General features: G+C 72.1%; 20 protein-coding genes. 8 read left to right on the top strand and 12 right to left on the bottom strand.

All coding sequences use genetic code 11. The annotated features are described in order from the left end of the window. Position 1: 1 nt before the first annotated feature. The 7 genes from ACQP2T_RS35980 to ACQP2T_RS36010 are packed head-to-tail and all read right to left on the bottom strand — an operon-like array spanning position 2 to position 7,991. A complete protein-coding gene (locus tag ACQP2T_RS35980; RefSeq protein ID WP_433509347.1) occupies positions 2-970 on the bottom strand; it encodes a P1 family peptidase in 969 nt (322 codons plus the stop codon). Next, positions 967-1,704 (bottom strand): ATP-binding cassette domain-containing protein, encoded by a 738-nt coding sequence (locus ACQP2T_RS35985; protein ID WP_433509348.1) that lies wholly within the window; start codon positions 1,702-1,704, stop codon positions 967-969. The genes ACQP2T_RS35980 and ACQP2T_RS35985 overlap by 4 nt, the downstream gene beginning before the upstream one ends. Next, the gene (locus tag ACQP2T_RS35990; RefSeq protein WP_433509349.1) at positions 1,701-2,651 is read right to left on the bottom strand and encodes an ABC transporter ATP-binding protein; all 951 of its coding nucleotides are present in this window, start codon (positions 2,649-2,651) and stop codon (positions 1,701-1,703) included. The genes ACQP2T_RS35985 and ACQP2T_RS35990 overlap by 4 nt, the downstream gene beginning before the upstream one ends. Next, complete coding sequence (locus ACQP2T_RS35995) at positions 2,648-3,493, bottom strand: ABC transporter permease (RefSeq protein ID WP_433509350.1); 846 nt, start codon at positions 3,491-3,493, stop codon at positions 2,648-2,650. Before ACQP2T_RS35995 ends, ACQP2T_RS35990 begins: the two co-directional genes overlap by 4 nt. A gap of 50 nt (positions 3,494-3,543) precedes the next feature. Then, the gene (locus tag ACQP2T_RS36000; protein ID WP_433509351.1) at positions 3,544-4,452 is read right to left on the bottom strand and encodes an ABC transporter permease; all 909 of its coding nucleotides are present in this window, start codon (positions 4,450-4,452) and stop codon (positions 3,544-3,546) included. 2 nt (positions 4,453-4,454) lie between these two features. Then, positions 4,455-6,074, bottom strand: a complete 1,620-nt coding sequence (locus ACQP2T_RS36005; protein ID WP_433509352.1) for an ABC transporter substrate-binding protein — start codon at positions 6,072-6,074, stop codon at positions 4,455-4,457. Positions 6,075-6,086: 12 nt separating this feature from the next. Beyond that, positions 6,087-7,991 (bottom strand): primary-amine oxidase, encoded by a 1,905-nt coding sequence (locus ACQP2T_RS36010; protein WP_433509353.1) that lies wholly within the window; start codon positions 7,989-7,991, stop codon positions 6,087-6,089. Between the two features lie 141 nt (positions 7,992-8,132). Between ACQP2T_RS36010 and ACQP2T_RS36015 the strand changes: the two genes are divergently transcribed. Next, positions 8,133-9,155 carry a LacI family DNA-binding transcriptional regulator gene (locus ACQP2T_RS36015; RefSeq protein ID WP_433509354.1) on the top strand — a complete coding sequence of 341 codons (1,023 nt, stop codon included), beginning with the start codon at positions 8,133-8,135 and terminating at the stop codon, positions 9,153-9,155. Here the strand turns inward: ACQP2T_RS36015 and ACQP2T_RS36020 are convergent. Further along, entirely contained in the window at positions 9,150-9,827 is a 678-nt protein-coding gene (locus tag ACQP2T_RS36020; RefSeq protein WP_433509355.1) for a response regulator, read from the bottom strand. The two genes, ACQP2T_RS36015 and ACQP2T_RS36020, sit on opposite strands and share 6 nt — an antisense overlap. A 152-nt stretch (positions 9,828-9,979) precedes the next feature. Then, entirely contained in the window at positions 9,980-11,323 is a 1,344-nt protein-coding gene (locus ACQP2T_RS36025) for a sensor histidine kinase (protein ID WP_433509356.1), read from the bottom strand. Between the two features lie 131 nt (positions 11,324-11,454). Here ACQP2T_RS36025 and ACQP2T_RS36030 point away from each other — a divergent pair, with 131 nt between their 5' ends. Further along, the gene (locus ACQP2T_RS36030; RefSeq protein ID WP_433509357.1) at positions 11,455-12,561 is read left to right on the top strand and encodes a hypothetical protein; all 1,107 of its coding nucleotides are present in this window, start codon (positions 11,455-11,457) and stop codon (positions 12,559-12,561) included. Positions 12,562-12,630: 69 nt separating this feature from the next. On the opposite strand, the gene ACQP2T_RS36035 is transcribed toward ACQP2T_RS36030, so the two are convergent. From ACQP2T_RS36035 to ACQP2T_RS36045, 3 genes are all read right to left on the bottom strand, one after another. Beyond that, a complete protein-coding gene (locus tag ACQP2T_RS36035) occupies positions 12,631-14,208 on the bottom strand; it encodes an RICIN domain-containing protein (RefSeq protein WP_433509358.1) in 1,578 nt (525 codons plus the stop codon). A gap of 98 nt (positions 14,209-14,306) precedes the next feature. Then, positions 14,307-15,434, bottom strand: coding sequence for a lectin (locus ACQP2T_RS36040; protein WP_433509359.1), 1,128 nt, complete (start codon positions 15,432-15,434; stop codon positions 14,307-14,309). Positions 15,435-15,712: 278 nt separating this feature from the next. Then, positions 15,713-16,495: a FadR/GntR family transcriptional regulator gene (locus tag ACQP2T_RS36045; RefSeq protein WP_433509360.1), complete on the bottom strand. Its 783-nt coding sequence runs from the start codon at positions 16,493-16,495 to the stop codon at positions 15,713-15,715. Positions 16,496-16,590: 95 nt separating this feature from the next. Between ACQP2T_RS36045 and ACQP2T_RS36050 the strand changes: the two genes are divergently transcribed. The 6 genes from ACQP2T_RS36050 to pucD are packed head-to-tail and all read left to right on the top strand — an operon-like array spanning position 16,591 to position 23,670. Beyond that, complete coding sequence (locus ACQP2T_RS36050; RefSeq protein ID WP_433509361.1) at positions 16,591-17,616, top strand: LLM class flavin-dependent oxidoreductase; 1,026 nt, start codon at positions 16,591-16,593, stop codon at positions 17,614-17,616. Then, positions 17,613-18,776 (top strand): M20 family metallopeptidase, encoded by a 1,164-nt coding sequence (locus ACQP2T_RS36055; RefSeq protein ID WP_433509362.1) that lies wholly within the window; start codon positions 17,613-17,615, stop codon positions 18,774-18,776. The genes ACQP2T_RS36050 and ACQP2T_RS36055 overlap by 4 nt, the downstream gene beginning before the upstream one ends. A 3-nt stretch (positions 18,777-18,779) precedes the next feature. Beyond that, positions 18,780-20,072, top strand: coding sequence for an MFS transporter (locus ACQP2T_RS36060; protein WP_433509363.1), 1,293 nt, complete (start codon positions 18,780-18,782; stop codon positions 20,070-20,072). Next, complete coding sequence (locus ACQP2T_RS36065) at positions 20,069-20,926, top strand: FAD binding domain-containing protein (protein WP_433509364.1); 858 nt, start codon at positions 20,069-20,071, stop codon at positions 20,924-20,926. The genes ACQP2T_RS36060 and ACQP2T_RS36065 overlap by 4 nt, the downstream gene beginning before the upstream one ends. A gap of 3 nt (positions 20,927-20,929) precedes the next feature. Next, complete coding sequence (locus ACQP2T_RS36070; protein WP_433509365.1) at positions 20,930-21,394, top strand: (2Fe-2S)-binding protein; 465 nt, start codon at positions 20,930-20,932, stop codon at positions 21,392-21,394. Then, positions 21,391-23,670, top strand: a complete 2,280-nt coding sequence (pucD, locus tag ACQP2T_RS36075; RefSeq protein WP_433509366.1) for a xanthine dehydrogenase subunit D — start codon at positions 21,391-21,393, stop codon at positions 23,668-23,670. Before ACQP2T_RS36070 ends, pucD begins: the two co-directional genes overlap by 4 nt. Positions 23,671-23,713: the final 43 nt, after the last annotated feature.

The following is a 23,713-nucleotide window of genomic DNA, read 5'->3' on the forward strand; positions in this document are numbered from 1 at the left end:
CCTACTCCACGCTGCTCAGGATGGCGTCCCAGGCGACCTCCGACGCCAGGGCACCCAGCCCGGCGGGCTTGAGGCCGCCCAGGTCCACCTCGTCGGTGGTCAGCGCGAACAGCACGTCGCCGTCGTTCTGGGTGTGGAACGGCTGGATGCCCCGGTGCATCGAGCCGTGCACCTGGCGGCTCAGCTGGGTGAGCTCGATGTCGGCCAGCCGTACGTTGGTCACCAGGACCGTCAGCGTGGTGTTGCCCATGACGGCGGGAGCGTCCGAGGCGATCGCGTAGTCCACGCTCGGGTGGCGCCTGGCGTCCTCGTCGGCGTGGTAGTTGCCGCGCAGGATCGTCCCGTCGCGGCCGACGACCACGCCCACGGAGTTGACCACCGTCGCCACCAGGACCTTGGCCGCCCCGAAGGTGCCGAAGGCGGCGCCCTGCCCGGCGAACTCGGCCCTGGCGAAGTCGACCTTGCCCGCGCTGGCGCTGCGTCCGGCGCCGCACCTGCCCACGGGGAACTCACCCTCGACGGCGGCGCGCAGCGCGGCGCGGCCCAGCGGCCCGTCGGGGTGCACGGCGTTGTCGCGCGTGGAGAAGTCGTAGATCACCGCGCCCGAGACGAGCTGCAGCTCGTCCCACTTGGTCTGGTTGCTCCGGCGGGCCAGCAGTTCCTCGCTCACCCCGGCCACCGCCGACATCCCGTACACCGACCCGCCGGTCAGGCAGATGGCATGGTTGTAGTCGTAGCCGCCACTCAGGCCGACCGCGCCGCCACGGGCGTCCACGGCGGTCCGCGCGCCCGCCGGGACGTGCACGACGGTGCAGCCGGTGGGCCCCTCGCCGTACTCCGCCGTGCCGACGAACACGCCGGGCAGGTCGAACGCGACCGAGCCGCGCCCCGGGCTGGGCTGCGGGGTCAGCGGGAGGTCGGAGTTACCGGGCACGCCGGCGGCGAAGGCCGACACGGGAGCGAGGGTCACAGGGACTCCAGGAGTTGTCGCGAGTACGGATGTTCGGGGGCTGCGTAGAAGGTGGCGGCGTCGGCGGTCTCGACGACCTCGCCGCCGCGCATGACGGCGATCCGGTCGGCCACGTAACGGACGGCGCCGAGGTCGTGGGAGATGAACAGCGCGGCGAAGCCGTACCCCGCCTGCAGATCCTTGAGCAGGTTGAGGATCTGCACCTGGACGGAGACGTCCAGGGCGCTGACAGCCTCGTCGAAGACGATGAAGCTCGGCCGGGTGATCAGCGCGCGAGCGATCGACACCCGCTGCCGCTGGCCGCCGGACAGTTCGTGCGGGTAGCGGTCGGCGAAGCCGGCCTCCAGGCCGACCTGTTCGAGCGCCTCGGGCACCAGCTCACCGGCGGCCTTCCCCAGGACGGCGAGTGGCTCGGCGACGCTCTGCCCGATGCGCATCCTGGGGTTCAGTGACCAGTGCGGGTGCTGGAGCACCGCCTGCATCCGCCCGGCCAGGTCCTTGCGCCGCCGGGGGAAGGGGCGGCCGTCGAACCTGACCGTGCCGGTGGTCGGCCGCTGCAACCCGAGCGCGACCCGGCTGGTGGTCGTCTTGCCCGAGCCGGACTCGCCCACCAGGCCGAGCGTCTCGCCCTCGGCGACGGCGAGCGAGACGCCGCGCATGGCGTCCAGCCGGGTACGGCGCAGCGGCGGGCCCGTGGTGAAGGAGACCGTGACGTCGGTGAGGTCGAGGATCACGCGATCACCTCCAGCTCGGCGGCCCGGTGGCAGAGCACGTCCTTGGCGCCGACGCGGATCGGCTCGGGGCGCTCGGTGGCGCAGCGGTCCTCGGCGAAGGGGCAGCGGGGCGCGAACGCGCAGCCGGGCGAGGGACCGGTCAGGACCGGCGGGCGGCCCGGCACCGGCTCCAGCCGCACCCCGGGAACGGCCACGGCGGGGGCCGACCTGGCCAGGGCGGCGGTGTAGGGGTGCACGGGATCGCCGAGCACATCGGCCGCCGGGCCGGTCTCGACGACGCGCCCGGCGTACATGACCGCCACGCGGTCGCACCTGCGGGCGACGGCCGGCAGGTCGTGGCTGAGCCAGACGATGCTCGTGCCCGCCTGCCTGGCCAGCGCGAACACCACGTTCAGCACCTCTTCGCGCACCTGGCTGTCGAGCGAGGCGGTCGGCTCGTCGGCGACCAGCAACTCGGGCGAGGCGGCCATGGCCAGCGCGATGGCCACCCGCTGGGCCATGCCGCCGGACAGCTGGTGGGGGTAGGCGGCGGCCACGCGCGGGTCGTCGAGCTTGACCCGCCCCAGGTGAAACGCCACGTCCGCGTCGATCTTGCGGCCGTGTGCTCGCAGGACGAGCCGGAGTTGGGCGCCGACCCGCATGGTCGGGTCGAGCGAGGCGATCGGGTCCTGGAAGACGAAGCCGAGCCGCTGTCCGCGCAGCCGCCGCAACGCGGTGGGCGGCAGGTCCAGCACCGGCTCGCCGGCCACGCGTACCGTACCGGCGGCCACCACCGCCTGGCGGGGCAGCAGGCGGCCGATCGCCGCGCCGAGGGTGGACTTGCCCGACCCGCTCTCGCCCACCACCCCGACGGCCTCGCCCGCCGCCACGCGCAGGTCGGCGCCGTCGAGGGCGCGGGCCGTCCCGTAGTCGACCTCCAGGCCGTCCACTTCGAGCAGCGCGCTCATATCAGTGACCTCGTCTCCCTCGGCTCGAACCGGTCGCGCAGCCCGTCGCCCAGCACGTTGATGGACAGGATGGCGAGCACCAGCACGACGCCGGGCCCGATGATCAGCCAGGGAGCGGCCATCATGTACGTGCCACCCTGGCGGATCAGCACCCCTAGCGACGCCTGCGGCGGTTGCACGCCGAAGCCGAGGAAGCTCAGACCGCCCTCGACCGAGATGCCGACCGACAGGGCGTAGGTGCCCTGGACCGCGATCGTGCCGGCCACGTTCGGGAGTACGTGGCGGCCGAGGATGCGCGGCAGTCCCGCGCCGCTGATGGCCGCCGCGGTCACGTAGTCGCGTTCGGCCACGGCGACGGCGGCGGCGCGTACGAGCCGGGTCATCAGCGGGATCGTGACCAGCACGATGCTGGCCACGGCCGCGAGCTGACCGGGCCCGGCGACGGCCGCCACCAGGATCGCCAGGACGATGGCGGGGAAGGAGTAGAGCAGCTCCACGACCCGCATGATCAGCTCGTTCAGGTAGCCGCCCCGGTATCCGGCCAGGATGCCGAAGCCCGCGCTGAGCGCGGCGGTCACCAGGACGGCGGCCGAGGAGAGCAGCAGCGTGGTGCCGACACCCTCCATGACGCGCGGCAGCATCGAGCGGCCCAGGTTGTCGGTGCCCAGCCACCAGCCGGGCCCCGGCGGCCGCAGCCGCGGGCCCACGATCGCGTCGGGGTCCCCACCGGCGTGCACGAGCGAGCCGAGCGCGACCAGGACGAGCAGCAGCAGGCAGCCCAGGCCGGTCAGCGACAACGGATCGAGCCGCTGCCTCGGCCGTCTCCTCTTCACAGCCTTCATGCCAGCCGTCTCCTCCTCGCCAGCCGTCTCCCTCATGCGCCTCCCGAGGTTCATGCGCGTTTCCCGAGCCTCGGGTCGACCAGGCCGACGAGCAGGTCTATCAGGACGTTCATCACGATGAACACGGTGGCCGCCAGCAGCACGCCCGCCTGCACCACCGCGTAGTCCCTGCGCCCCACCGCCTGGACGACGTACGAGCCGATCCCCGGCAGGTTGAACAGGTACTCCACGATCAGCGCGCCACCGAGGAGGTAGGCGGTGATCGTCGCGGTGAGCGTCAGCACGGGCCCCGCCGCGTTGCGCAGGATGTGGTGCCGGACGATGAACCACGGCGTCTCGCCCCGGGCGACGGCGGCCGTGACGTGTGGCTCGACCAGCACGTTCAGCACGGCGTCGCGGGTGGTCCTGGCCGTCGCCGAGATGGCGAAGATCGACAGCACCCCGGCGGGCAGCAGGTAGCCGCTGGTCTGCAGACCGTACCGGGAGACCACGAACACCACCAGGCTGCCCAGCGCGAACTCGGGGACGCTCACGCCCAGCCCGCTCAGCAGCCGTCCCGCCGCGCCGCCGCCTCCGGGGCGGGCGCGCAGCGCGGTCAGCACGCCGAGCGGCACCCCCGCCAGTACGGCGGCGGCGACGGCGAACAGTGTGAGCTGGGCCGTCACCGGAAGCCGGGCCCACAGCTCGGCCGCGACCGGCTGCCGGCTGATCATCGAGGTGCCGAAGTCCCCGGTGCCGACCGCCGCCAGCCAGTGCCCGTATTGGGCGAACACCGACTGGTCGAGCCCGTACCTGGCGGCCAGTTCGGCCTTCTGCGCGGGCGTGGCGAACGGGCCCAGGATCGTCTCGGCGAACCCGCCCGGCATCAGCCGCAGCGCCGCGAAGATCAGGACGGAGATGCCGAGGAGGGTGACGGCCGAGCTCAGCGCCCGGCCCGCCCACCACAGCAGGAGCCGCATCGTCAGCCCTTCTTGACCCGGGCGTCGGCGACCAGCCGGAGCAGGTTGCCGTAGCCCTCGGTGGCGTACAGGCTCGGGCTGACCCCGTCGGCGCGATAGGCGATCGTGGCCGGGCGGGTGACCAGCGGGATCATCTGCGCGTCGGTGTCCACCTTGGCGCACACCGCGGCCAGCGCCTTGTCGCGCTCGGCGCCCGCCGGGGTCTCCGTCGCGGCGGTGATCAGCGAGTTGAGGTCCTTGTCGGCCTGCATGAAGCCCGCGTTGAAGCCGGCGACGTCGGGGTTCCACCAGGTGGTGACCATGCCGGGGTCTGCGTATCCGGCGAACCACGACAGCGCGGCGTCGAACGTCGCGGGCACCTTGCCGTACACCTTGCCCGCCCAGCTCGCCTCGTCCATCTGCTCGATCTTGACGGTGACGCCGGCCTGCTGGAGGTTCTGCTGGATCACCTGGGCGACGGCGGGGGCCGGCTCGGTGGAGTAGATGCTGAGCGTGAACGACAGGTTCGCGACGCCCGCCTGGGCCAGCAGTTCCTTGGCCTTCGTGGCGCCGCCGGCGGTGGCCGAGGGCAGCGTGGCCGGGTCGCAGGAGCCGGGCAGGCCGGCGGGGGTGACGCCGGTGGGCTTGCCCTGGCCGCCGAGGGCCACTTCGGCCATCTGCTTGCGGTCCAGCGCCATGTTCAGCGCCTGGCGGACCCGGGGGTCGGCGAACTTGGGGTTCTTGGAGTTGAGCATCAGGTAGTAGAAGTCGGTGGTGGCCTGGGTGGCGACCTTGACGTTCGCGGCGCCGGCCAGCATCGCGGCGGAGTCGACGTTGCCCAGGGCGGCCAGGGCGGAGCTGCCGTTCTGCACGGCGGCGACGCGGGCGGCCTCCTCGGGCGCGATCGTGACGGTCAGGCTGTCGGCGGCCGGCTTTCCCTTGTCCCAGTAATGCTCATTGCGGGCGAAATTCCAGGACACGTCCTGGCGGTGTGCCCGCACCTTGAACGGCCCGGTGCCCAGCATCTCCTTGGCCGGGTCGAGCGTCTTCGCCTCGATCTCCTTCATCGGCAGGATCGCGGCCGGGACGTTGGCGAGCGCGGCCAGGAACGGCGTGTACGGCTTGGCCAGCGTGACCTTGACCGTGGCCGCGTCGACCTTGGTCACCTTCTCGACCGGGCCGAGCTGTCCTCGCCACACCGACTTGGCGGCCAGCAACCGCTTCAGGCTGCCCACCACGTCGTCGGCGGTCATCTGCCTGCCGTTGGAGAAGGCGACGCCCTTGCGCAGGTGGAACACGTACGTGGTCGGGTCGGGGTTGTCCCAGCTCTCGGCCAGCCGCGGCTGCGGGCTGAAGTCGGGCCCCACGGTGACCAGCGTCTCGTAGACCAGCGACATCAGCTGCCAGGAGGTGGCCACGTCGGCGAGCTGCGGATCGAGCCCGGTCGCCGCGCCGCTGTCGATGTGCACCGCGACGTTGAGCGCGCCGCCCGCGGGCAGCTTGCCGTCGGCCACGGCCAGGTAGCCGGGGGCGGCGGCCGAGCCGGTCGCCGCGGTGCCCGGCGGAGCCGCTTCCGTGCCGCCGCCGCAGGCGGAGGTGGCCAACACGACCGCCGCGACGCTACCGGCCAGTCTGTATCGCATGACGCCTCATCTCTAGTGGCAGGAGCCCTGGCTGCTCGGCGGGACGTCGAGCGTGGGGTTGCGATCGAAGAACCCGACGGGCTTCAGGGTGAATCCGCACGTGTCGACGGGCATGATCGGCCAGTCCTCGGTACGGGGGAAATGGGTCAGCCCGAACGTGTGCCACAGCACGATGTCCTGGCCGTCGATGTCGCGGTCCGCGGCCGTGTACGCGGGCAGCCCGGCGCCACCCGGATGCTGGTTGACCAGGTCACCAGCGGGATAACGCTCCTGCGGATGGTACCTGGTGACCCAGAGGTGGCTGGTGGCGAACTCCGCCCTGGCGCGGATCGAGGAGTTCTCGTGGGCGAGCAGGGTGGGCAGGCCCTCGGGGTGCAGCGCGTAGCCGACGGGCTCGCCCAGGCGGTTGGTCACCTCCGGGTTGACCACGTGCCAGGTCCGGCCCGTGGCCAGGTCGGCGTCGCGCCTGCCCGCCGCTTCGGTGCGCAGCCTGGTGGCCTTGCGGCCGAAGGCGTTGCCGTACGGGTTGCGCTCGTCCATGGGCAGGCGTACGACCTCCACCTCGTCCACCGCGTTGGCCGGGCCGTCGACCATCATGTCCAGCCGCGCGGAGAACAGGTGCTGGTGGTAGGGCGCCGCCAGCCCCGGCGCCACCTGCGAGCCGTACGGCGCGGCCCGCTCGTCGTAGGCGCCGGTGAACACGATGCCGGTGGCCTTGACCTCCAGCTCGATGGTGCCGTCCAGGTAGAGGTACCAGTAGAAGCCGTAGTCGTAGTTGCCGACGGTGACGAAGAAGGAGATCACCAGCCGTCGCTGCCTGCGTGTCTCACGCGATTCGTTGGCCGGGTCGGTGTGCTTCCACAGCACGCCGTAGTCCTCTTCGTGCATGCAGATCGCGTTGGGCAGCACCTTGGGCGAGCCGTCGCCGCCGGTGACGGTTACGTCGAAGTAGGTGATCTCGCCCAGGCAGTCGCAGCCCAGCTCCAGCGCGTTGGCCAGCTTGCCGAGCTGGTATTCGCCGGTGTCGAAGTAGTTCTGCCAGAACCGGACCGGGCTCGGGTCCCCGTAGGGCACCAGCATCTCGGCCACCGACGCCCGGTAGACGATGGGCCGATTGTCGAAGCCGATCTGATGCAGGACCAGGCCCTCGCGCATGTCGTAGCCGAGGCGGACGTTCCACTTCTCCCAGGTGACGAGGTTGCCGTCGATGCCGAAGCTGGGGCCCTCCGGCTGGGTGATGTGGATCGGGCGCTGGCTGGTGCGGTGCTCGCGCTCCAGGTGGTAGTCGCCCGCCTCGGCGGGGATGGGCAGCACGCCGGTGTCGACGATCTCGATCACCACGCCCTTGAGCAGGTCGACGAAGGCCACCAGGCCGTCGATCGGGTGCGCCCAGGGCAGGCTCTCCTCGGTCGGGCGCAGGTGGGCCAGCACACGGGCGATCCGCCTGCCCTCCTCGCCCGGCAGGCCGTAGCTGCCCGCCGACAGGGCGGCGAGCCACACCAGGGCCGTGTCGTCCAGGCCGCGCCGGGCCAGTGCCGCGGCCCAGCCGGCGTCGGCGCCGAGCACCCGCCTGACCAGCTCGTGCTCCTCGTCCAGCATGGGGACCTGGCCGTCGGTGATCGGGTCGATCGGCCGGCGCTCCACCACGTGTCCCTCGGTGAGCGAGACGACGACGTCCTGCGCCTGCTCGCTCGCCAGGTCGAGCACGAGGGCGCGGGCCCGCCGGGCGGCGGGCGCGTCGCCGAGCACGTCCTCCTTCGGGGGCTCCTCGATCCCGAGGTAGGCCACCCGGCCGGTGGCGGCCAGCACTCCGTCGTCCGCCATGATCCGCCTGGCGTCCTCGATCTCCTCCGCACTGAGCGGGTCGAGCGGATGCGACCGCTCCCCGACCCCGAGAACCCGCCGTCCAGCTGCCATCCGGCTTTCCGCCCCTCCCTGCCCTTTGCCGGAACGTTCCGGCATGCGGGCCAAGATACTTCCGCCTCAGGACGAGGACAAGACCTTTCGCGAGGTCGATACATGGCGGAAACAGATCAACGGTGGCGCTAGCATCGGGGCGTGCGCGCAGACGAGCCGGCCACTATCCTCACGGTCGCCAAGACGGCAGGGGTCTCCAAGACGACCGCGTCCGACGCGCTCAGGGGCTCCGGCCGGGTGTCGGAGGAGACCAGGGCCAGGGTGATGGAGGCCGCCGACGCGCTCGGCTACGTACCCAACGGGTCGGCCAGGCACCTGCGCCGCGCGAGCACCGGCACCATCGGCCTGCACGTGCCGGAGGTGCTCACCCGCTCGTCCTACTACATGTCGTTCGTGTTCGGGGTCGTGCAGGGGGCGGCCGACAACGACTACGACGTCACGCTGATCACCTCGGGCCGCCGCACCCCGCGCGTCGACGGCCTCGTGCTCGGCGACCCCCTGGGGGACGACCCGATCGTGGCCAAGCTCATGGACACCGGCCTGCCCACGGTCACCTGCGAACGCTTCACCGGCACCGGCCGGGCCGACGGCGTGGTCCGCTCCGAACACGCCGAGATGCTGGGCCGCCTGATGGACCACCTGCGCGCCTCCGGCGCGACCCGTCCCGCGCTCATCGTGGCCGGCGACGTGAGCGACTGGGCCGCCTCCGTGCACCGGGGCTTCCGCGACTGGTGCGTCCGGCACGACGTCGATCCGCTGGTCCGTACGGTCCCCTTCGACTGTTCGGCGGGCGAGGTCCACGAGGTCGCCCGCGAGCTGCTGGCGCTGGAGCCGCGCATCGACGCGCTGGTGTGCGGGCCCGCCGGATCGGCCACGGACCTGCTGCCGCTCCTGCGCGAGGAGGGCCGCGACCTGCTCCGTCGCGAGGACGGAAACGACCTGCGTCGCGGGGAGGGTCGCCGCCTGCTGCTCGCGTCGTGCGTCGACAGCACCGCCATGCAGCTGGCCGACCCGCCCATCACCGCCATCGACCTGCGCCCCAGGGAGGCGGGCGTACGGTGCGCGGAGCTGCTGTTCGATCTGCTGTCGGGCACGGCTTCGGCGGGGACGGAACGCATCCACCCCATCGAGCTCACCCTGCGAGCCTCCACGCGGGGTTCATGACGCGCCTTCGGCATCGTGGACGACCAGGGCGAGCTGGACCCGGTTGTCCAGAGCCGCCTTGGTGAGGATGCGCGAGATGTAGCCCTTGACCGTGCCGACGCTCATGTGCAGCTCGGCGGCAATGACCGCGTTGGGCTTGCCCTGCCCTACCGCCAGCGCGACCTCACGCTCCCGCTCGCTGAGCCGGGCCAGCACCGTCCGGGCGTCGGCCCGGCGACGGCTCTCCTCCTCGGGCACCAGGTGGGCGATCAGCCGCCGGGTGACGCTCGGGGACAGGATCGGCTCGCCGTCCACGACCCGGCGGATGGCATCGACGATCCCCTCCGGCGGGGTGTCCTTGAGCAGGAACCCGCCGGCCCCCGCCCGCAGCGCCTTGAACACGTGCTCGTCGGCGTCGAACGTGGTGAGCACGACCACCTCGGGCGCATGGGACCGGCTACGCAGCCGCCGGGTCGCCTCGATGCCGTCGAGGCCGGGCATCCGGATGTCCATCAGCACCACGTCGGGAGCGTGCGCGTCGACCGCGGCCACCACCTCCCCGCCATCGGCCACCGCCCCCACCACCTGGAGGTCGGCCGCGCCTTTGAGCATCAACGCCAGACCGGCGCGGACAAGCGCGTCGTCGTCGACGATCAGCACCCGGATCGACGACCGGGACGGCGGCGGTGCCATCTCCTGCGGTTGCTGCGCAGGTGGTTGGCCCGCGAATGGCTGCGGCCCGGATGGCTGCTGCCGCGCCGGCGGTTGGGCCGCGGGTGACTCCGGCGCGGGTGGCTGCCGCGCCGGCGGTTGGATCGCGGGTGGCGGCGTTTGCGGCGGCTCGGTCACACGGGCCATGGTAGCCACGCCACCAGCCGGAACCCCCCGCCCGCCACTGGCCCGCACGCCAACCGGCCACCCGCCAGCGCCGCCCGCTCCGCCAACCCGGCCAGCCCCGCACCTGCCCCGGTCGTCCCGAGATCGCCCCCTGACGCCGGTGCTCCGGACGCGCCGATATCCCCGGAAACGGCATCGGGTCTCGAACCGCCGACGAGTCCGGGGGCCTCGCCAGGCCCCACGCCCGCGGCGAATACGGCATCCGGCCCAGACCGCCTCACGCCACCGGCCGACCCAGCATCCGGTGCCGATGAAGCCGTCCCGCCAGGCGACGGATTGTGTACCTCGACCCGCAGCTCGGCGCCCGCCGTACCGGAGAGGACGACGGTGACCGGCTGGCCGGGTGCGTGCTTGCGCGCGTTCGTGAGCCCTTCCTGGACGATGCGGTACGCGGCGCGCCCGGTGACCTCCGGCAGGTCGGCCAGCCGGAGCCCGTGATCGCGCAGCTCGACCCGCATCCCGGCGCTCCGGGACTCCGCCACGAGCGACGCGAGATCCGGGCGGCCGGGCGACAGCGAGCCGTCATCGGACGGCGGCGCCTCGCGAAGCACCGAGATCACCGCCCGCAGCTCCTCCAGTGCCAGCCGCGCGCTCAACCGGATCACCCCCGCCGCGTCGGCCACCTCCCCCGGCGTGGCGTCCGCGTTGAACTCCAGCGCCCCCGCGTGCACCGCCAGCAACGACAGCCGGTGGGCGAGCACGTCGTGCATCTCCCGCGCGATGCCGATCCGCTCGGCCCGGCGCGCCTCTTCGGCGCGCAGCCGCTGGTCGGCCTCGGCCCGGCGAGCCCGCTCGGCCAGCGAGAGCACCAGCTCCCGCCGGGTGCGCGCCAGCATCCCCCAGCCGGTCAGCGCCCCGCCGAACAGCACCCCCACCAACGCCCACACCGGATAGGGCGCCAGCCCCGGCGGCCGCCAGGCGAACCTGCCCAGCGTCGCGGCCACCCCCGCCACCCCCACCGCGATCGCCGCGGGCGGCTTCCGGTAGAGGGCCACGATCAGCGTGGCGATCCCGGCCGCCACCGAGGCGGCCGCGGCGGGCACCGACAGCGCGATGACGGCCAGCCCCACGGTCACCGGCCACCTGCGGCACAACCACAGCCCCGCGCAGGCCAGAGCGCCGCCCGCCACGTCGGCCACCAGATACCAGCCCGGTGTGCCGCCCGTCAGATCACCCCAGACGACCCCGGCCGCGCCGGCGAGCGCGAGCATGAACCCACCCGCCCCGACCGCCCAGTCGCGCCGCGACCGAATCCAGCCGGGCCGTACGTCTTCCGCACCGGCCACGAACATGACCGCTGATGCTAGCCCGCCACCGACCCGTGCGTAAGCAACCAAAGTCACTGCCGGAAGACGACCAAGGCTGCCATGGAGCGGTCTTCTGGTAGCAGCGGTGATCACCTGTCGCGCGACACCGTGGCCCCATGACCACAACAGACTCCAGCGGACGCCGCCGGTGGGCCGCGCTGCTGCTCGCGGTGATCACCCCGCTCGTCGCCGAGCTCACCCTGGGCAACCCGCCCCTGAGCCAGATCTGGCTGATGCTCCTGTGGGTGCCGATCTACGGCGCGGGCACCGTGCTGATCCGCGAGCTGGTACGCCGGCGCGGCGCGGGCTGGCTGTCGATCCTGCTGCTCGGGATCGCGTACGGCATCGTCGAGGAGGGCCTGGCGTTGCAGGCGCTCAGCAGTCCCACCCTGTACGGCGTCGCCGGGTGGGCGCCCAGGATCCTCGGGCTGAACAGCGCGTACACCGAGCTCAACCTCCCCTACCACGCCGTGTTCAGTGTGGCGCTGCCGATCCTGCTGGTCGACCTGGTGTTCCCAGGTCTGCGGGAAAGGCCGTACCTGAAGCGGACCGGGCTGGTGGTGACCGGGGTGGTGTTCGTGCTGGGCGCGGCGCTGCTGCGGTTGAGCGTGACGGGCTTCATCGACCCCGGCTACCAGGCGCCGCTCCCGGTGGTGGCGGGCTGCCTGGCGGCCGTGGCCCTGCTCGCGGTGCTGGCACTGCGCGTCGTCCCCCGCGCCTCGCAGCTGGCCTCCAGCACATCGCAAACCGTCCCGCACTCATCGCGAACCGCCTCGCACTCATCGGCTCCGGCCGCCGGTACGGGCGCGGTGCCCGGTTCGTGGGCCGTGGCGGCTTTCGGGGGCCTCGTCGCGTTCGGGTATCTGGCGCTCCTGTTTCCCTTCGGCGGCGCCACGCAGCCCGCCTTCACCCGGGGCAACTGGGTGGCGGTGCCGATGCTGGCCGCGGCGGCCCTCGCGGTGGTCGCGTGGTGGCTGATCCGCCGCTGGACGACGAGCGGCGCGTGGACGGACCGGCACAGCCTCGCGCTGACGGGCGGGGCGCTGGTCGCGCACACCGCCTTCGGTGTGCTGGCCAACGCCGCGACCCTCACCGAGCGGGCCGAACTGACGGCGCTCGGGCTGGTCATGATCGGTCTGCTGGCGCTGCTCGGCCGCCGCTCACCGGCGCCGGCGGCGCAGCCTGCCGAGACTGCCCACCGGCCGCGAACGTCCGGCCCCTAGGCGCCGGCTGAGGCGCCTTACCGCTGCGGACGTCCGCCTCTAGGCGTCGGCTGAGGCGCCTTACCCAGGTCAGGTACGGGTCCAGCGTTGGTTGGCGCCGCTGTTGCACGTCCAGATGGTCAGCTTGGTGCCGTTGGCGGTGGCGTTGTTAGGCACGTCCAGGCACTTGTTCGCGCCGACGGCGGTGATGGTGCCGTCGGAGTTGAAGCGCCACTGCTGATTGTCCTGGCCGTTGCACTCCCAGATGATGACGTTGGTGCCGTCGGCGGTTCCCCGGTTGTAGACATCCAGGCACTTGCCGCCATAGACCCGCAGCTCACCGCTCGTGGTCGGCGTCCACTGCTGGCCGGCCTGGCCGCCGCAGTCCCAGATCTGCGTCTGCGCGCCGTTGGCCTGCGAGGCGCCGACGACGTCCAGGCACCGGCCCGAGCCGACCCCCTTGATCGCGACCGCGGGCGGCGTGACGATGCCTCCTCCGGTCACGACGTACATGGCCGCCCCGTGCCCGGGGACCGACGCGCTGATCGTCCCGGAGGAGGAGGACGTCGTGTGCGCCCACAGGTCGCGCACCGAATAGGAGGACGCGGACCCCAGCCCCAGAGCGGAGGCGGTGGTGGAGACGGTCGAGGTCGAGGTGCCCCGGTTGAGGAGGACGACGGCGACCGAGCCGTTCGACATCGGCTTGCGCCAGACTTCCAGGTTGCCGTTGTCGCTGATCTTGTGGCCCTGCTTGCCTCCCCAGTCCTGGTTGACCGCGATGACCTCGGTGTTGGTGAGAATCGTGCGCGTGTCGGCGCTCATCGTACGGATGTCGTTTCCGGCGATGAGAGGGGCGTTCAGCAGCGACCACAGGCTGAAGTGCGCGCGGCCCTCGGTCCCCGTCACCCCGCCGACGCCCACCTCCAGCATGTCGGGGTCGTTCCACCCACCCGGGCCCGAGTACGCGTCGAGCCCGACCTGCTGGTCCAGGATGCCCATGATCGAGTTCCAGTTCGCCGCGATGTCGCCCGTGTCGCGCCAGGAGTTGCCCACCGGCATCCCCCACGTCCACACGCTCTCCTGCCCCCAGTTGCACAGGCTGTACACGATCGGACGGCCGGTGGCGGCCAGCGCGTCACGCATGGCCGTGTACCGCTGCTGCCCGTTCAGGCCCTTGTGATCCCCGCAATTGTCGTACTTCAGGTAGTCGATCCCCCAGGACGCCCACAGCGCGGCGTCGCGGCGCTCGTTGCCCAGGCTGGCCGGGTACCCCGCGCACGTCGTGGTTCCGGCCGAGGAGTAGATGCCGAGCTTGAGCCCCTTGGAGTGGATGTAGTCGGCCAGGGCCTTGATGCCGTTGGGGAACTTCTGCGGATCCGGCACCAGGTCGCCGTTGGCGTTGCGGCTCTTGGTGGACCAGCAGTCGTCGATGTTGACGTAGGTGTAGCCCGCCGCCGCCATGCCGCTGGAGATCATGGTGTCGGCCGTCTGACGGATCAGGCCGTCGTTGACGTTGCAGCCGAAGCTGTTCCAGTCGTTCCAGCCCATCTGGGGTGTGCGGGCCAGGCCGTTGTCCAGGGCGGCGGCCGGTGACGTCGCACCGCCGATCGCGACGATGGAGCCGGCCGCGAGTATCGCCGCCATGGCCGGACCGAGAATTCTGCGCATTCTCCACCTACCGGGTATCGGGGGTCTCCGGGCGCTCTTGGAAGGTTCACCCGGAGGTGACGGCGTGGGGGCGGACCGCCGTCCCTCGGGTGGTGACGTCATGAGGTGGGGCGAGTCCAGCGCTGGTTGGCGGCGCCACTACAGGACCAGATCTGGAGCTTGACGCCGTTGGCGGTAGAGGAGTTCGGCACGTCCAGGCACTTGCTCGCGCCGACCGCGGTGATGCTCCCGTCGCCGTTGAAGCGCCACTGCTGGTTGCTCTGTCCGTTGCAGTCCCAGATCAGCACCTGGGCGCCGTCGGCGGTGCTCCGGTTGGCCACATCCAGGCACTTGCTGCCGTAAACCCGCAACTCGCCCGCACTGGTCGGCGTCCAGTTCTGGTTGGACTGACCGTTGCAGTCCCAGATCTGCACCGACGCGCCGTTCGCCTGCGAGGCGGCGGAGACATCCAGGCATCTGCCCGAACCCACGCCTCTGATCGCCCCCGCACCTGGCGTTGGGGTGCCGCCCCCGGGCTGGCCGATGCTGCCGGATACCGACTGCAGCGCGGTGTACCAGGCGGCGGCCATCTTGTCGTAACCGCCGGCGGTGGGGTGGATGCCGTCGATCAGGTCGGAGGTGGTCAGCTTGCTGTGCATGTCGACCAGGTGGACATGCCTGCCGCTGTTCACCTTGCTCTGGACGATGCCGGGGATCGCGGCGTTGAAGGTACGGGCGGCCGACTCCTGGCCGGAGTTGGACAGCGGGATGATGGTCGCGACGAAGACGTCCGCGTCGGGCACGGCCGTGGTGATGTGGTCGATCAGTGTGGACAGTCGTTGCGGGGCACCGGCCAGGTTGTAGTTCTGCAGGACATCGTTGGTGCCGATGTGCAGCAGCACCGTGCGCGGCGTGTACGTACGCAGCCAGCCGGTGATGTTCGCGTCGATCTGGTCGATCCGCCACCCGGGATGACCCTCATGATCGTGGTCGCCCAGGCTGCCCGGCCCGTTGAACTGCGACCCGACGAAATCGACCGTGTAGCGGCCGGCGGCCAGGCGCTGCCACAGCCCGATCCGGTACCCGCCCGGCACCTGCGTCCCCTCGGTGATCGAGTCGCCCAACGGCATGACCCGCACCCCGCCGTTGGACTCCGCGTCGGCGGGCCCCGCCACCATCGCCGCGCCCGCCACCAATAAGGCGGCGGCCGTGAACGCGGCGGCCCACCATCGTCTCCATGTACGCATGCGCAACCCCTCGCCATATTGTGAGCGTTAACAACTCTTCGGGATCCCGGGCTCCTTCCATGGACACCGACTGAGGTGGTGGTGTGGCGGAGCAAATATGACGTGCGAAGATCCGTCAAGGGTCCGCCCCCTCTGCCGCGTTTCCGCCGCTCCGGGGATTGACCTGATCTGGCCTGACGGTGTGCGGTCTCGCTGCGGCGGCGGCGTGGGGCAATGAAACGTTCATCCCGTGGCATGGGAGGGAGGGCATGGGCGCGCGTCCGCGCCGGCGGGCCGCGTCAGGTGAAGCTGCCGAGAATGGTGCCGAAGTCGAGCATCTCCGGCACCGGCTCCTGCCCGGTGGCGGCTCGCACCTCGCCGTAGAGCGCGCCGATGTGGTGGACGACCGCCCGTCGCACCCCGGCCGGATCCCGTTTGGCCAGCGCGGCCAGCATCGCCCGGTGGTGCGGGTCGAACCGCTCGTCCGCCCGGCCCAGGGCGAGCGTGTGCGCGCGGAACTCGGCCATCTGCGGCACCAGCGCCAGGTACATCTGCAGCAGCAGGTCGTTGTGCGCGGCCCGGATCAGGCTCTCGTGCACCAGCTCGTCGGTGCCCACCAGCACGTCGAGGTCGCCCTTGCGGCGGGCCGCCTCGTGCTCGCGGCAGCGGGCGGCCATGGCGTCGATGTCGGCCTGGGTGGCGCGGACGCAGGCCAGGCCCGCCGCGGCCAACTCCAGCCCGATCCGCACCTCCAGCACCTCGGCGATGGCCGGCCCCTCGCTGGCGCTCCAGCGCGCGAACTGCGGGGTCGGCTCCGGCTCGGTGCGATGCCGGACGAAGGTGCCCCGGCCGCGCACCACCTCGACCACGCCGAGCGTGTGGAGCTTGCGGATGGCTTCGCGCAGCGAGCTGCGCCCGACCTGGAACTGGCGGGCCAGCTCCGGCTCCGAGGGCAGTTGGTCGCCCGGCCGCAGAGCACCGGAGTCGATCTCGGCCAAGAGCTGCTCGGCGATCACGTCGGGCAGCGGGGTGCGAGCCAGCGGCTCGTACCGGGCACTCTCACGGGTCTGCTCGGCGCTCACGCCGAGCATTCTGCCACAAGCGTTGACTGATGTCAGACAACAGACTAGCTTGCCGAACTATCCCGAGGAGGAACCACCAGAGCAGAGGTGATCGCATGATCAAGGTGGGCGTGCGCTTCCCGCCGTGCGGACGAGCGGACCAGGTCGCCGAGGAGGTGCGGCGCGCCGAGCGCCACGGTTTCGACGTGGCCTGGATCGCCGACTCGCAGCTCCTCTGGCGCGACGTGTACGCGGTGATGGCCGTGGCCGCGACCCGCACCGACCGCATCGGCCTGGCCACCGCCGTGACGAACGTCGTCACCCGCCACCCGACCGTGGTGGCCTCCGGCATCAACACGGTCGCGGAGCTGGCGCCCGGCCGCGTCGTGCTGGGGCTGGGCACGGGTGACAGCTCGGTGAAGCCGCTGGGCATCCGCCCCACCACGCGGGCCGAACTCCGGTCGGCGATCGGCGAGATCCGCACGCTGCTGAGCGGGCAGGAACAGGTGTACGGCGAGCGGCGGCTACGGCTGCGTGACGCCGGGGGCGCGGTGCCCGTGCACATCGCGGCGAGCGGGCCGCGCACGCTGGAGTTGGCCGGAGAGATCGCCGACGGCGTGGTCACGCTGGCCGGCATCTCGCCGGAGACCCTCGGCCAGACGATGAAGGCGGCGCGGGCGGGCCTCGCCGGGTCCGGCAGGGCCTTCGAGTTCACCGCCGGCGCCTTCTGCAAGGTCACCGACGACCTCGAACGCGACGCGGCGGTGCTGAAGCCGATCTGCCTGCACATGGCGACCATCGGCGGCCAGGACTTCCTGCGCGTCGCGGGCATCGAGCTGGCGCCGCCGCCGCACGTGCCCGAGGTCTATCCGGACATGGTGCACGCCGAGGACTGGAAGCTGGCGATCGAGCACGCCTCGAAGTGGGTGAGCGACGAGATGGCGGTTCGGTTCGCGCGGACGTTCTGCCTGTTCGGCACCGTGGACGACATCGTGGAGCGGGCCAGGCGCGCGGTCGAGCTGGGCGTGACGGGCTTCTACCTGCGCCACGTCGGCAATTACTCGCTGCCGAGCGAGCTGATCGAGAGTTTCGGCGGCGACGTGCTCCCCCGCCTGCGCGCTCTCGATGGGACAGCTCGGTGACCGGCGAGTACGTCGTGGACGCCCTGGCCGCGCTGGCCCGCGTGCCCTCCGCCGTGCCCCTGGGCGCCGAGACGCTCATCGCCCCCGACCACCCGACGCTCGTGCGTTACGTTCAGGACCACCTGCGCCCGGCGTTCCTGGAGGTGGGCGCCGACGACATCATCGACCTGCCGCTCAACCAGTTCGCCGTACGGCTGGGCGACGGCCGGGGTCCGACGCTGGCCCTCATGGCGTACACGCCGACCCAGCACCACAACCTGATGGCCGACCCGTGGTCGGGCGACATCCGCACCCTCGACGGCGAGCCGTGCCTGTTCGGCCAGGGGGTCACGCAGAACAAGGCGCATCAGGCGTGCCTGCTGGACCTGGCCCGGTGGATCGTGGCCGAGAACGTGCCGCTCCACGGCACCCTGCTGCTCTGCGTCAACAACGAGGGACGCAGCAGCCACGACTGCTCGCGAGCCATCCTGGACGCGCTGCCGAAGACCCCTGACCTGGTCATCCAGCTCTTCTGCACGGGGTTCGACGTGTCGATCGGCAACCGGGGCCGGGTCGACGTGCTCGTCGAGATCGAGGGCAGGACGGCGCACTCCTCTGCTCCGCCGGGCAGCGGCAGGGTGATCGACACGGCCGCCGACGTCGTCGTGAAGCTCCGCGAACTCAACGCGAAAGCCCAGAGCAGGAAACACCCCGAACTGGGGCACGAGCAGGTCGTGCCGTACCTGGTGAGCTACGAGCCGCTGGCCCCGCACACCCTGCCCGGCTCGGCGCGGATCACCGTGGACCGGCGGCTGCTGCCCGGCACCGATCCCGACGACGCCGCCCTGGAGATCGCCCAGGCGCTGAAGGGGGTGGCGGGTGGCTGCGACATCGCCGTCCGGCCCGGCGTCACGATGCTGCCCGCCTACCTTCCGCCTGAGAGGCGAGCCGTGCTCGACGCGCTCGACGGCGCGATCCGCGCCCGCCTGGGCGAGCCCCGGCACACCGTCTACGGCGGCTCGTTCGACGCGGGCGGGCCGGCCGAGCGCGGCATCCCCACCGTCATGTTCGGTGTGCCCGAGGAGGGCGACCTGCTCGGCGACGACTACGTGCGGCTGTCGGCCGTACGCGACGAAGCCGCCATCCTGCGTGACACCGTCACCCGCTTCCTGGAGGCGTGAACCATGGCAACGAGCTCCACCAGGGTCGTCCTGGCCAGCCTCGCCGGGACGACGATCGAGTGGTACGAGTTCTTCATCTACGGCACCGCCGCCGTCCTGGTCTTCGACAAGCTGTTCTTCCCCAGCTACGACGACCTGGTCGGGACGCTGCTGTCGCTGTCGACGTTCGCGCTGGCGTTCGTGGCGAGGCCGATCGGCGGCGCCCTGTTCGGGCACTTCGGCGACCGGCTCGGCCGCAAGTCCATGCTGGTCGTCACCCTCTGCCTGATGGGCGGCGCGACGCTCTGCATCGGCCTGCTGCCCACCTACGACTCCATCGGCGTGGCCGCCCCGATCCTGCTCGTGCTGCTGCGCGTGGTGCAGGGCCTGTCGCTGGGCGGTGAGTACGGCGGGGCCGTGCTGATGAGCGTCGAGCACGCGGCCCGCTCCCGGCGCGGCTTCTTCGGCGCCCTGGTGAACACCGGCGCGGCCTGGGGGCTGCTGCTGGCCAACCTGGTCTTCCTGCTCACCTCGCGGCTGTCCGACGACGCCTTCCTGACCTGGGGCTGGCGGGTGCCGTTCCTGCTCAGCGCGGTCCTGGTCGGCTTCGGCCTGCTCATCCGGCTCAAACTGGCGGAGAGCCCGGACTTCCAGGAGGTCAGGCAGCGCGGCGAGGTCAGGAAGGCGCCGCTGGCCGAGGTGCTGTCCCGGCACTGGCGCCGGGTGATCCTGATGTGCCTGGCCTACATCCCGGCCGGCGCCACGTTCTACATCGCCACCATCTACTCGCTCGGCTACGGCGAGAAGAAGCTCGGCCTGGACCGGGACATGATCCTTCAGCTGGTGCTGCTGGTCAACGTGTTCACCATCGCCGCCATCCCGTTCTTCGGCTGGCTGTCGGACCGGGTGGACCGCAAGAAGATCTTCTGGGTGAGCATCATCGGGATGGCGGCACTGCCGTACGTGTGGTTCTCCGCCTTCCAGAGCGGGTCCTTCGGGGTGATGCTGCTCGGCTTCCTCGCGCTCTTCATCCCGTACGCCGCCAACTACGGCACGATGCCGACGTTCTTCGCGCATGTCTTCCCGCCCGAGGTGCGCTACACCGGCATGTCGGTCGGCTACACGCTGGGCACCGTGTTCGGTAGCGGCCTCGCCCCGATCATCGCCACCTGGCTGTACGACTCGACCGGCACCTCGACGTCGATCGCGCTCTACATGACCGCGGCCGGGCTGGTCGGAGCGGTGGCCACGCTGTTCCTCTCCGAGCGGGCCGCCGATCCCGAGCGGACGGGCGAGGCGGGACGGGTGGCGACGTGACGGCGTTCCTCACGGCCGGCGACCTGCGGCACGCCTGCGAGCTGAAGGCCGCCCATCCGGACGCCACGCTGATCGCGGGTGGCACGGACGTCATGGTCGGCCTCAACTTCGGGCATACGGCTCCGTCCAAGCTGCTCGACATCAGCCGCGTGCCCGAGCTTCAGGAGTGGTCCCGGGACGGCGACACGGTGCGGCTCGGCGCGGGTGTGCCGTACACGCGGATCGTCGGCGGGCTCGGCGGCCCACTGCCGGGACTGGCGCGGGCGGCGCGCACGATCGGCTCCGCGCAGATCCGCAACCGGGCCACCGTCGGCGGGAACCTCGGCACGGCCTCGCCCGCCGGCGACGCGCTGCCGCCGCTGCTGGCGGCGCGCGCCTCGATCGAGCTCGCCTCCTCGCGCGGCCTCCGCCATGTTCCGGCCCGCGACTTCTTCCTCGGGCCAGGCCGTTCGGTGCTGGCCGACGACGAGATCGTGGCGGCGGTGCGGGTGCCGGCCGCGACGGGGCCCGAGCAGTTCGCCAAGCTCGGGCCGCGCAACGCCATGGTGATCGCGGTCGCGTCCGTGGCGCTCACCCTGGATCCGGTACGGCGCCGCGTCGGCTGCGCCGTCGGGTCCGCGGCGCCGACACCAGTGGCCGCCGAGGCCGCCGAGACGTTCGCCGCCGCCGAGCTCGACTGGGACGGCGGCCGCGAACCGCCTGCCCCGGTCGCCGCCCGATTCGCCGCACTCGTGGCGGATGCGACCGCACCCATCGACGATGTCCGGGCCAGTGCCGGTTACCGCCGGCACGCGGTCGCCGTACTCGCCCGCCGTACCCTCGCGTGGGCCTGGCAGGAATACCGGAGGAGCTGACCGATGCGGGTCGATCTGGAGGTGAACGAGGTTCACCGGAGCCTCGACGGAGTGACGCCGGGCGAGAGCCTGCTTCATCTGCTACGCGAACGGGTGGGGCTGCCCGGCTCCAAGAACGCCTGCGAGCAGGGGGAATGCGGCTCCTGCACGGTCTACCTCGACGGGACGGCCGTGTGCGCCTGCCTGGTGGCCGCCGGGCAGGCGCACGGCTCAGCTGTGGTGACCGTCGAAGGGCTGGCCGACGGCGAGGAACTGCACCCGGTGCAGCGGGCGTTCGTGGACGCGGGCGCCGTGCAGTGCGGGTTCTGCACGCCGGGTCTGGTGGTCGCCGTGCACGACCTGCTGGCCCGCTCCGCCGACCCCGGCGAGCCGGAGATCCGCGAGGCCCTCGCGGGCAACCTCTGCCGCTGCACGGGGTACGAGAAGATCTTCGACGCCGTACGGCTGGCGGCGGGGCGATCGCGATGACCACGGCACCGCACACAACCGTGCGCCAGGGCGTGGGCGAGTCCGCACGCCGGCCCGACGCCGTCTCCAAAGTGCGCGGCGACTTCGCCTTCTCCTCCGACCTGTGGCACGACCGGATGGTGTGGGGCGCGACCGTCCGCAGCCCGCACCCGCACGCGCGCCTGCTGTCCGTCGACCCGGCCGGAGCGCTCGAACTGCCCGGCGTGCACGCGGTGCTCACCGCCGCCGACGTGCCCGGCCACAACCGCTACGGGCTCGAACGCCGCGACCAGCCCGTACTCGCCGAGGATCGGGTCCGCTACATCGGCGAGCCCGTCGCCGTCGTCGCCGCCGACACCCCCGAGCTGGCCCGCCGCGCCGCCGGCCTCGTCCTGGTCTCCTACGCGGAGCTGCCCGCGCTGACCGACCCCGAGACGGCGCTGACGGGCCCGGTCCTGCACGAGGGTGGGAACCTGGTCAAACACCTGCGCATCCGGCGCGGCACGGTGGCCGAGGCCGACGTGGTCGTGACGGGCGAGTACGAGGTGGGAATGCAGGACCAGGCGTTCCTCGGGCCCGAGTCGTGCCTGGCCGTGCCCGGCGAGGACGCCGGGGTGGACCTGTACTGCTCGACGCAGTGGCTGCACGTCGACCAGGACCAGCTCGCGGAGTGCCTGGCCCTGCCGAAGGACCGGGTGCGGCTGACGCTGGCCGGGGTCGGCGGGGCGTTCGGCGGGCGCGAGGACCTCAGCGTGCAGGCCCACGCCTGCCTGCTGGCGCTGCGGCTCGGGCGGCCGGTGAAGATGAGCTACGGCCGCGAGGAGTCCTTCGCCGGCCACGTGCACCGCCACCCCGCCCGGATGCGCTACGAGCACGGCGCCACCCGCGACGGGAGGCTGCTGTACGTCAAGGCCGACATCCTGCTCGACGGCGGTGCCTACGCCTCCACCTCGGCCGCCGTGACCGGGAACGCGGGCTGCTTCGCCACCGGCCCCTACGAGGTCCCGGCCGTCGAGGTCGACTGCCGATCGGTCTACACGAACAACCCGCCCGCCGGGGCGATGCGCGGCTTCGGCGCCGTACAGGTGTGCTTCGGCCACGAATCACAGATGGACCGGCTGGCGACGGCGCTCGGCATGGACCCGGTGGAGCTGCGCCTGCGCAACGCGGTGGGCACCGGCTCCGTGATGGCGACCGGGCAGCGGGTCGAGGGGCCCGCGCCGGTGGCCGAGCTGCTGCGCCGGGTCGCCGCCAAGCCCCTCCCCCCGCCTCCCGGCGAGCTGCTTCCCGGCGGGACCTCGAACTCCACGCGGGCCGAAGGGCTGCGGCGCGGCGTGGGGTACGGCGTGTCGGTGAAGAACATCTGCAAGTCCGCCGGGTACGACGACTTCGGCACGGCCAGGGTCCGGGTGTTCGCGCACGACGGGGAGGTGTTCGCCGAGGTGCACACGGCCGCGGCCGAGGTCGGCCAGGGGCTGGTGACGGTGCAGGCGCAGATCGCGCGGACCGAGCTGGCGGTCGAGCGGGTCACGGTCCTGCCCGCCGACACGGCCGTCGGCGACGCCGGGACCTCCTCGGCCTCGCGGCAGACGTGGATGTCGGGCGGTGCCGTGCGGGCGGCCTGCGCGGCCGTACGGGCCAGGCTACTGGAACGGGCGGCGGCGCTGCTCGGCGAGCCCGTCGAGGCGCTCGGGTACGACGGCGAGGCGGCGGCCGCGGTGTCGACGGCGTCAGGCCGGAGCGTCACCCTCGCGGACCTGCTGACCGCGACGGACGTCGACGAGACCGCCGTCTTCCGCCACCGCCGCACGCGCGCGCTGGACCCGGAGACCGGTCAGGGCGACGCCCACGTCGCGTACGCCTTCGCCGCGCACCGGGCCGTTGTCGACGTGGATCCCGAGCTCGGCTCCGTGCGCGTCGTGGAGATCGCCTGCGCCCAGGACGTCGGCAAGGCGATCAACCCGGCCGCCGTCGAAGGGCAGATGCACGGAGGCATCGCGCAGGGGCTCGGGCTGGCCCTGATGGAGGAGGTCCTGGTGCGTGACGGGCGGATTCTCAACCCGTCGTTCACCGACTACCTGATCCCGACCACGATGGACATGCCGCCCACCGTGCTCGACATCCTCGAACTCCCGCGCCCCGACTCGCCGTACGGGCTCACCGGAGTGGGTGAGCCGCCGCTGCTGTCGGCTCCGGCGGCCATCGCGGCGGCGATCAGGGACGCGATCGGCGGCGCGCTCGACCGGATCCCGGCCACGCCGGAGGCCGTCGCGCGCGCGGCGAACCGGTTCCCCTGACCCGCGATGCGGCGAGCGGCCACCTCGAGGTTGTACCGACGGT

Origin of the sequence: Nonomuraea sp. CA-143628 (assembly GCF_050942315.1) — a bacterium.
In the GTDB taxonomy this organism is placed as follows: Bacteria; Actinomycetota; Actinomycetes; order Streptosporangiales; family Streptosporangiaceae; genus Nonomuraea.

Excerpts from the sequence above, each read along its gene's own strand:
- ACQP2T_RS36040 (WP_433509359.1), bottom strand. The coding sequence starts at position 15,434 with ATGCGTACATGGAGACGATGGTGGGCCGCCGCGTTCACGGCCGCCGCC.
- ACQP2T_RS36050 (WP_433509361.1), top strand. The coding sequence starts at position 16,591 with ATGATCAAGGTGGGCGTGCGCTTCCCGCCGTGCGGACGAGCGGACCAG.
- ACQP2T_RS36025 (WP_433509356.1), bottom strand. The coding sequence starts at position 11,323 with ATGTTCGTGGCCGGTGCGGAAGACGTACGGCCCGGCTGGATTCGGTCG.
- ACQP2T_RS35990 (WP_433509349.1), bottom strand. The coding sequence starts at position 2,651 with ATGAGCGCGCTGCTCGAAGTGGACGGCCTGGAGGTCGACTACGGGACG.
- ACQP2T_RS36020 (WP_433509355.1), bottom strand. The coding sequence starts at position 9,827 with ATGGCACCGCCGCCGTCCCGGTCGTCGATCCGGGTGCTGATCGTCGAC.
- ACQP2T_RS36000 (WP_433509351.1), bottom strand. The coding sequence starts at position 4,452 with ATGCGGCTCCTGCTGTGGTGGGCGGGCCGGGCGCTGAGCTCGGCCGTC.
- ACQP2T_RS36010 (WP_433509353.1), bottom strand. The coding sequence starts at position 7,991 with ATGGCAGCTGGACGGCGGGTTCTCGGGGTCGGGGAGCGGTCGCATCCG.
- ACQP2T_RS36030 (WP_433509357.1), top strand. The coding sequence starts at position 11,455 with ATGACCACAACAGACTCCAGCGGACGCCGCCGGTGGGCCGCGCTGCTG.
- ACQP2T_RS36035 (WP_433509358.1), bottom strand. The coding sequence starts at position 14,208 with ATGCGCAGAATTCTCGGTCCGGCCATGGCGGCGATACTCGCGGCCGGC.
- ACQP2T_RS36060 (WP_433509363.1), top strand. The coding sequence starts at position 18,780 with ATGGCAACGAGCTCCACCAGGGTCGTCCTGGCCAGCCTCGCCGGGACG.
- ACQP2T_RS35995 (WP_433509350.1), bottom strand. The coding sequence starts at position 3,493 with ATGAAGGCTGTGAAGAGGAGACGGCCGAGGCAGCGGCTCGATCCGTTG.
- pucD (WP_433509366.1), top strand. The coding sequence starts at position 21,391 with ATGACCACGGCACCGCACACAACCGTGCGCCAGGGCGTGGGCGAGTCC.
- ACQP2T_RS36005 (WP_433509352.1), bottom strand. The coding sequence starts at position 6,074 with ATGCGATACAGACTGGCCGGTAGCGTCGCGGCGGTCGTGTTGGCCACC.
- ACQP2T_RS36070 (WP_433509365.1), top strand. The coding sequence starts at position 20,930 with ATGCGGGTCGATCTGGAGGTGAACGAGGTTCACCGGAGCCTCGACGGA.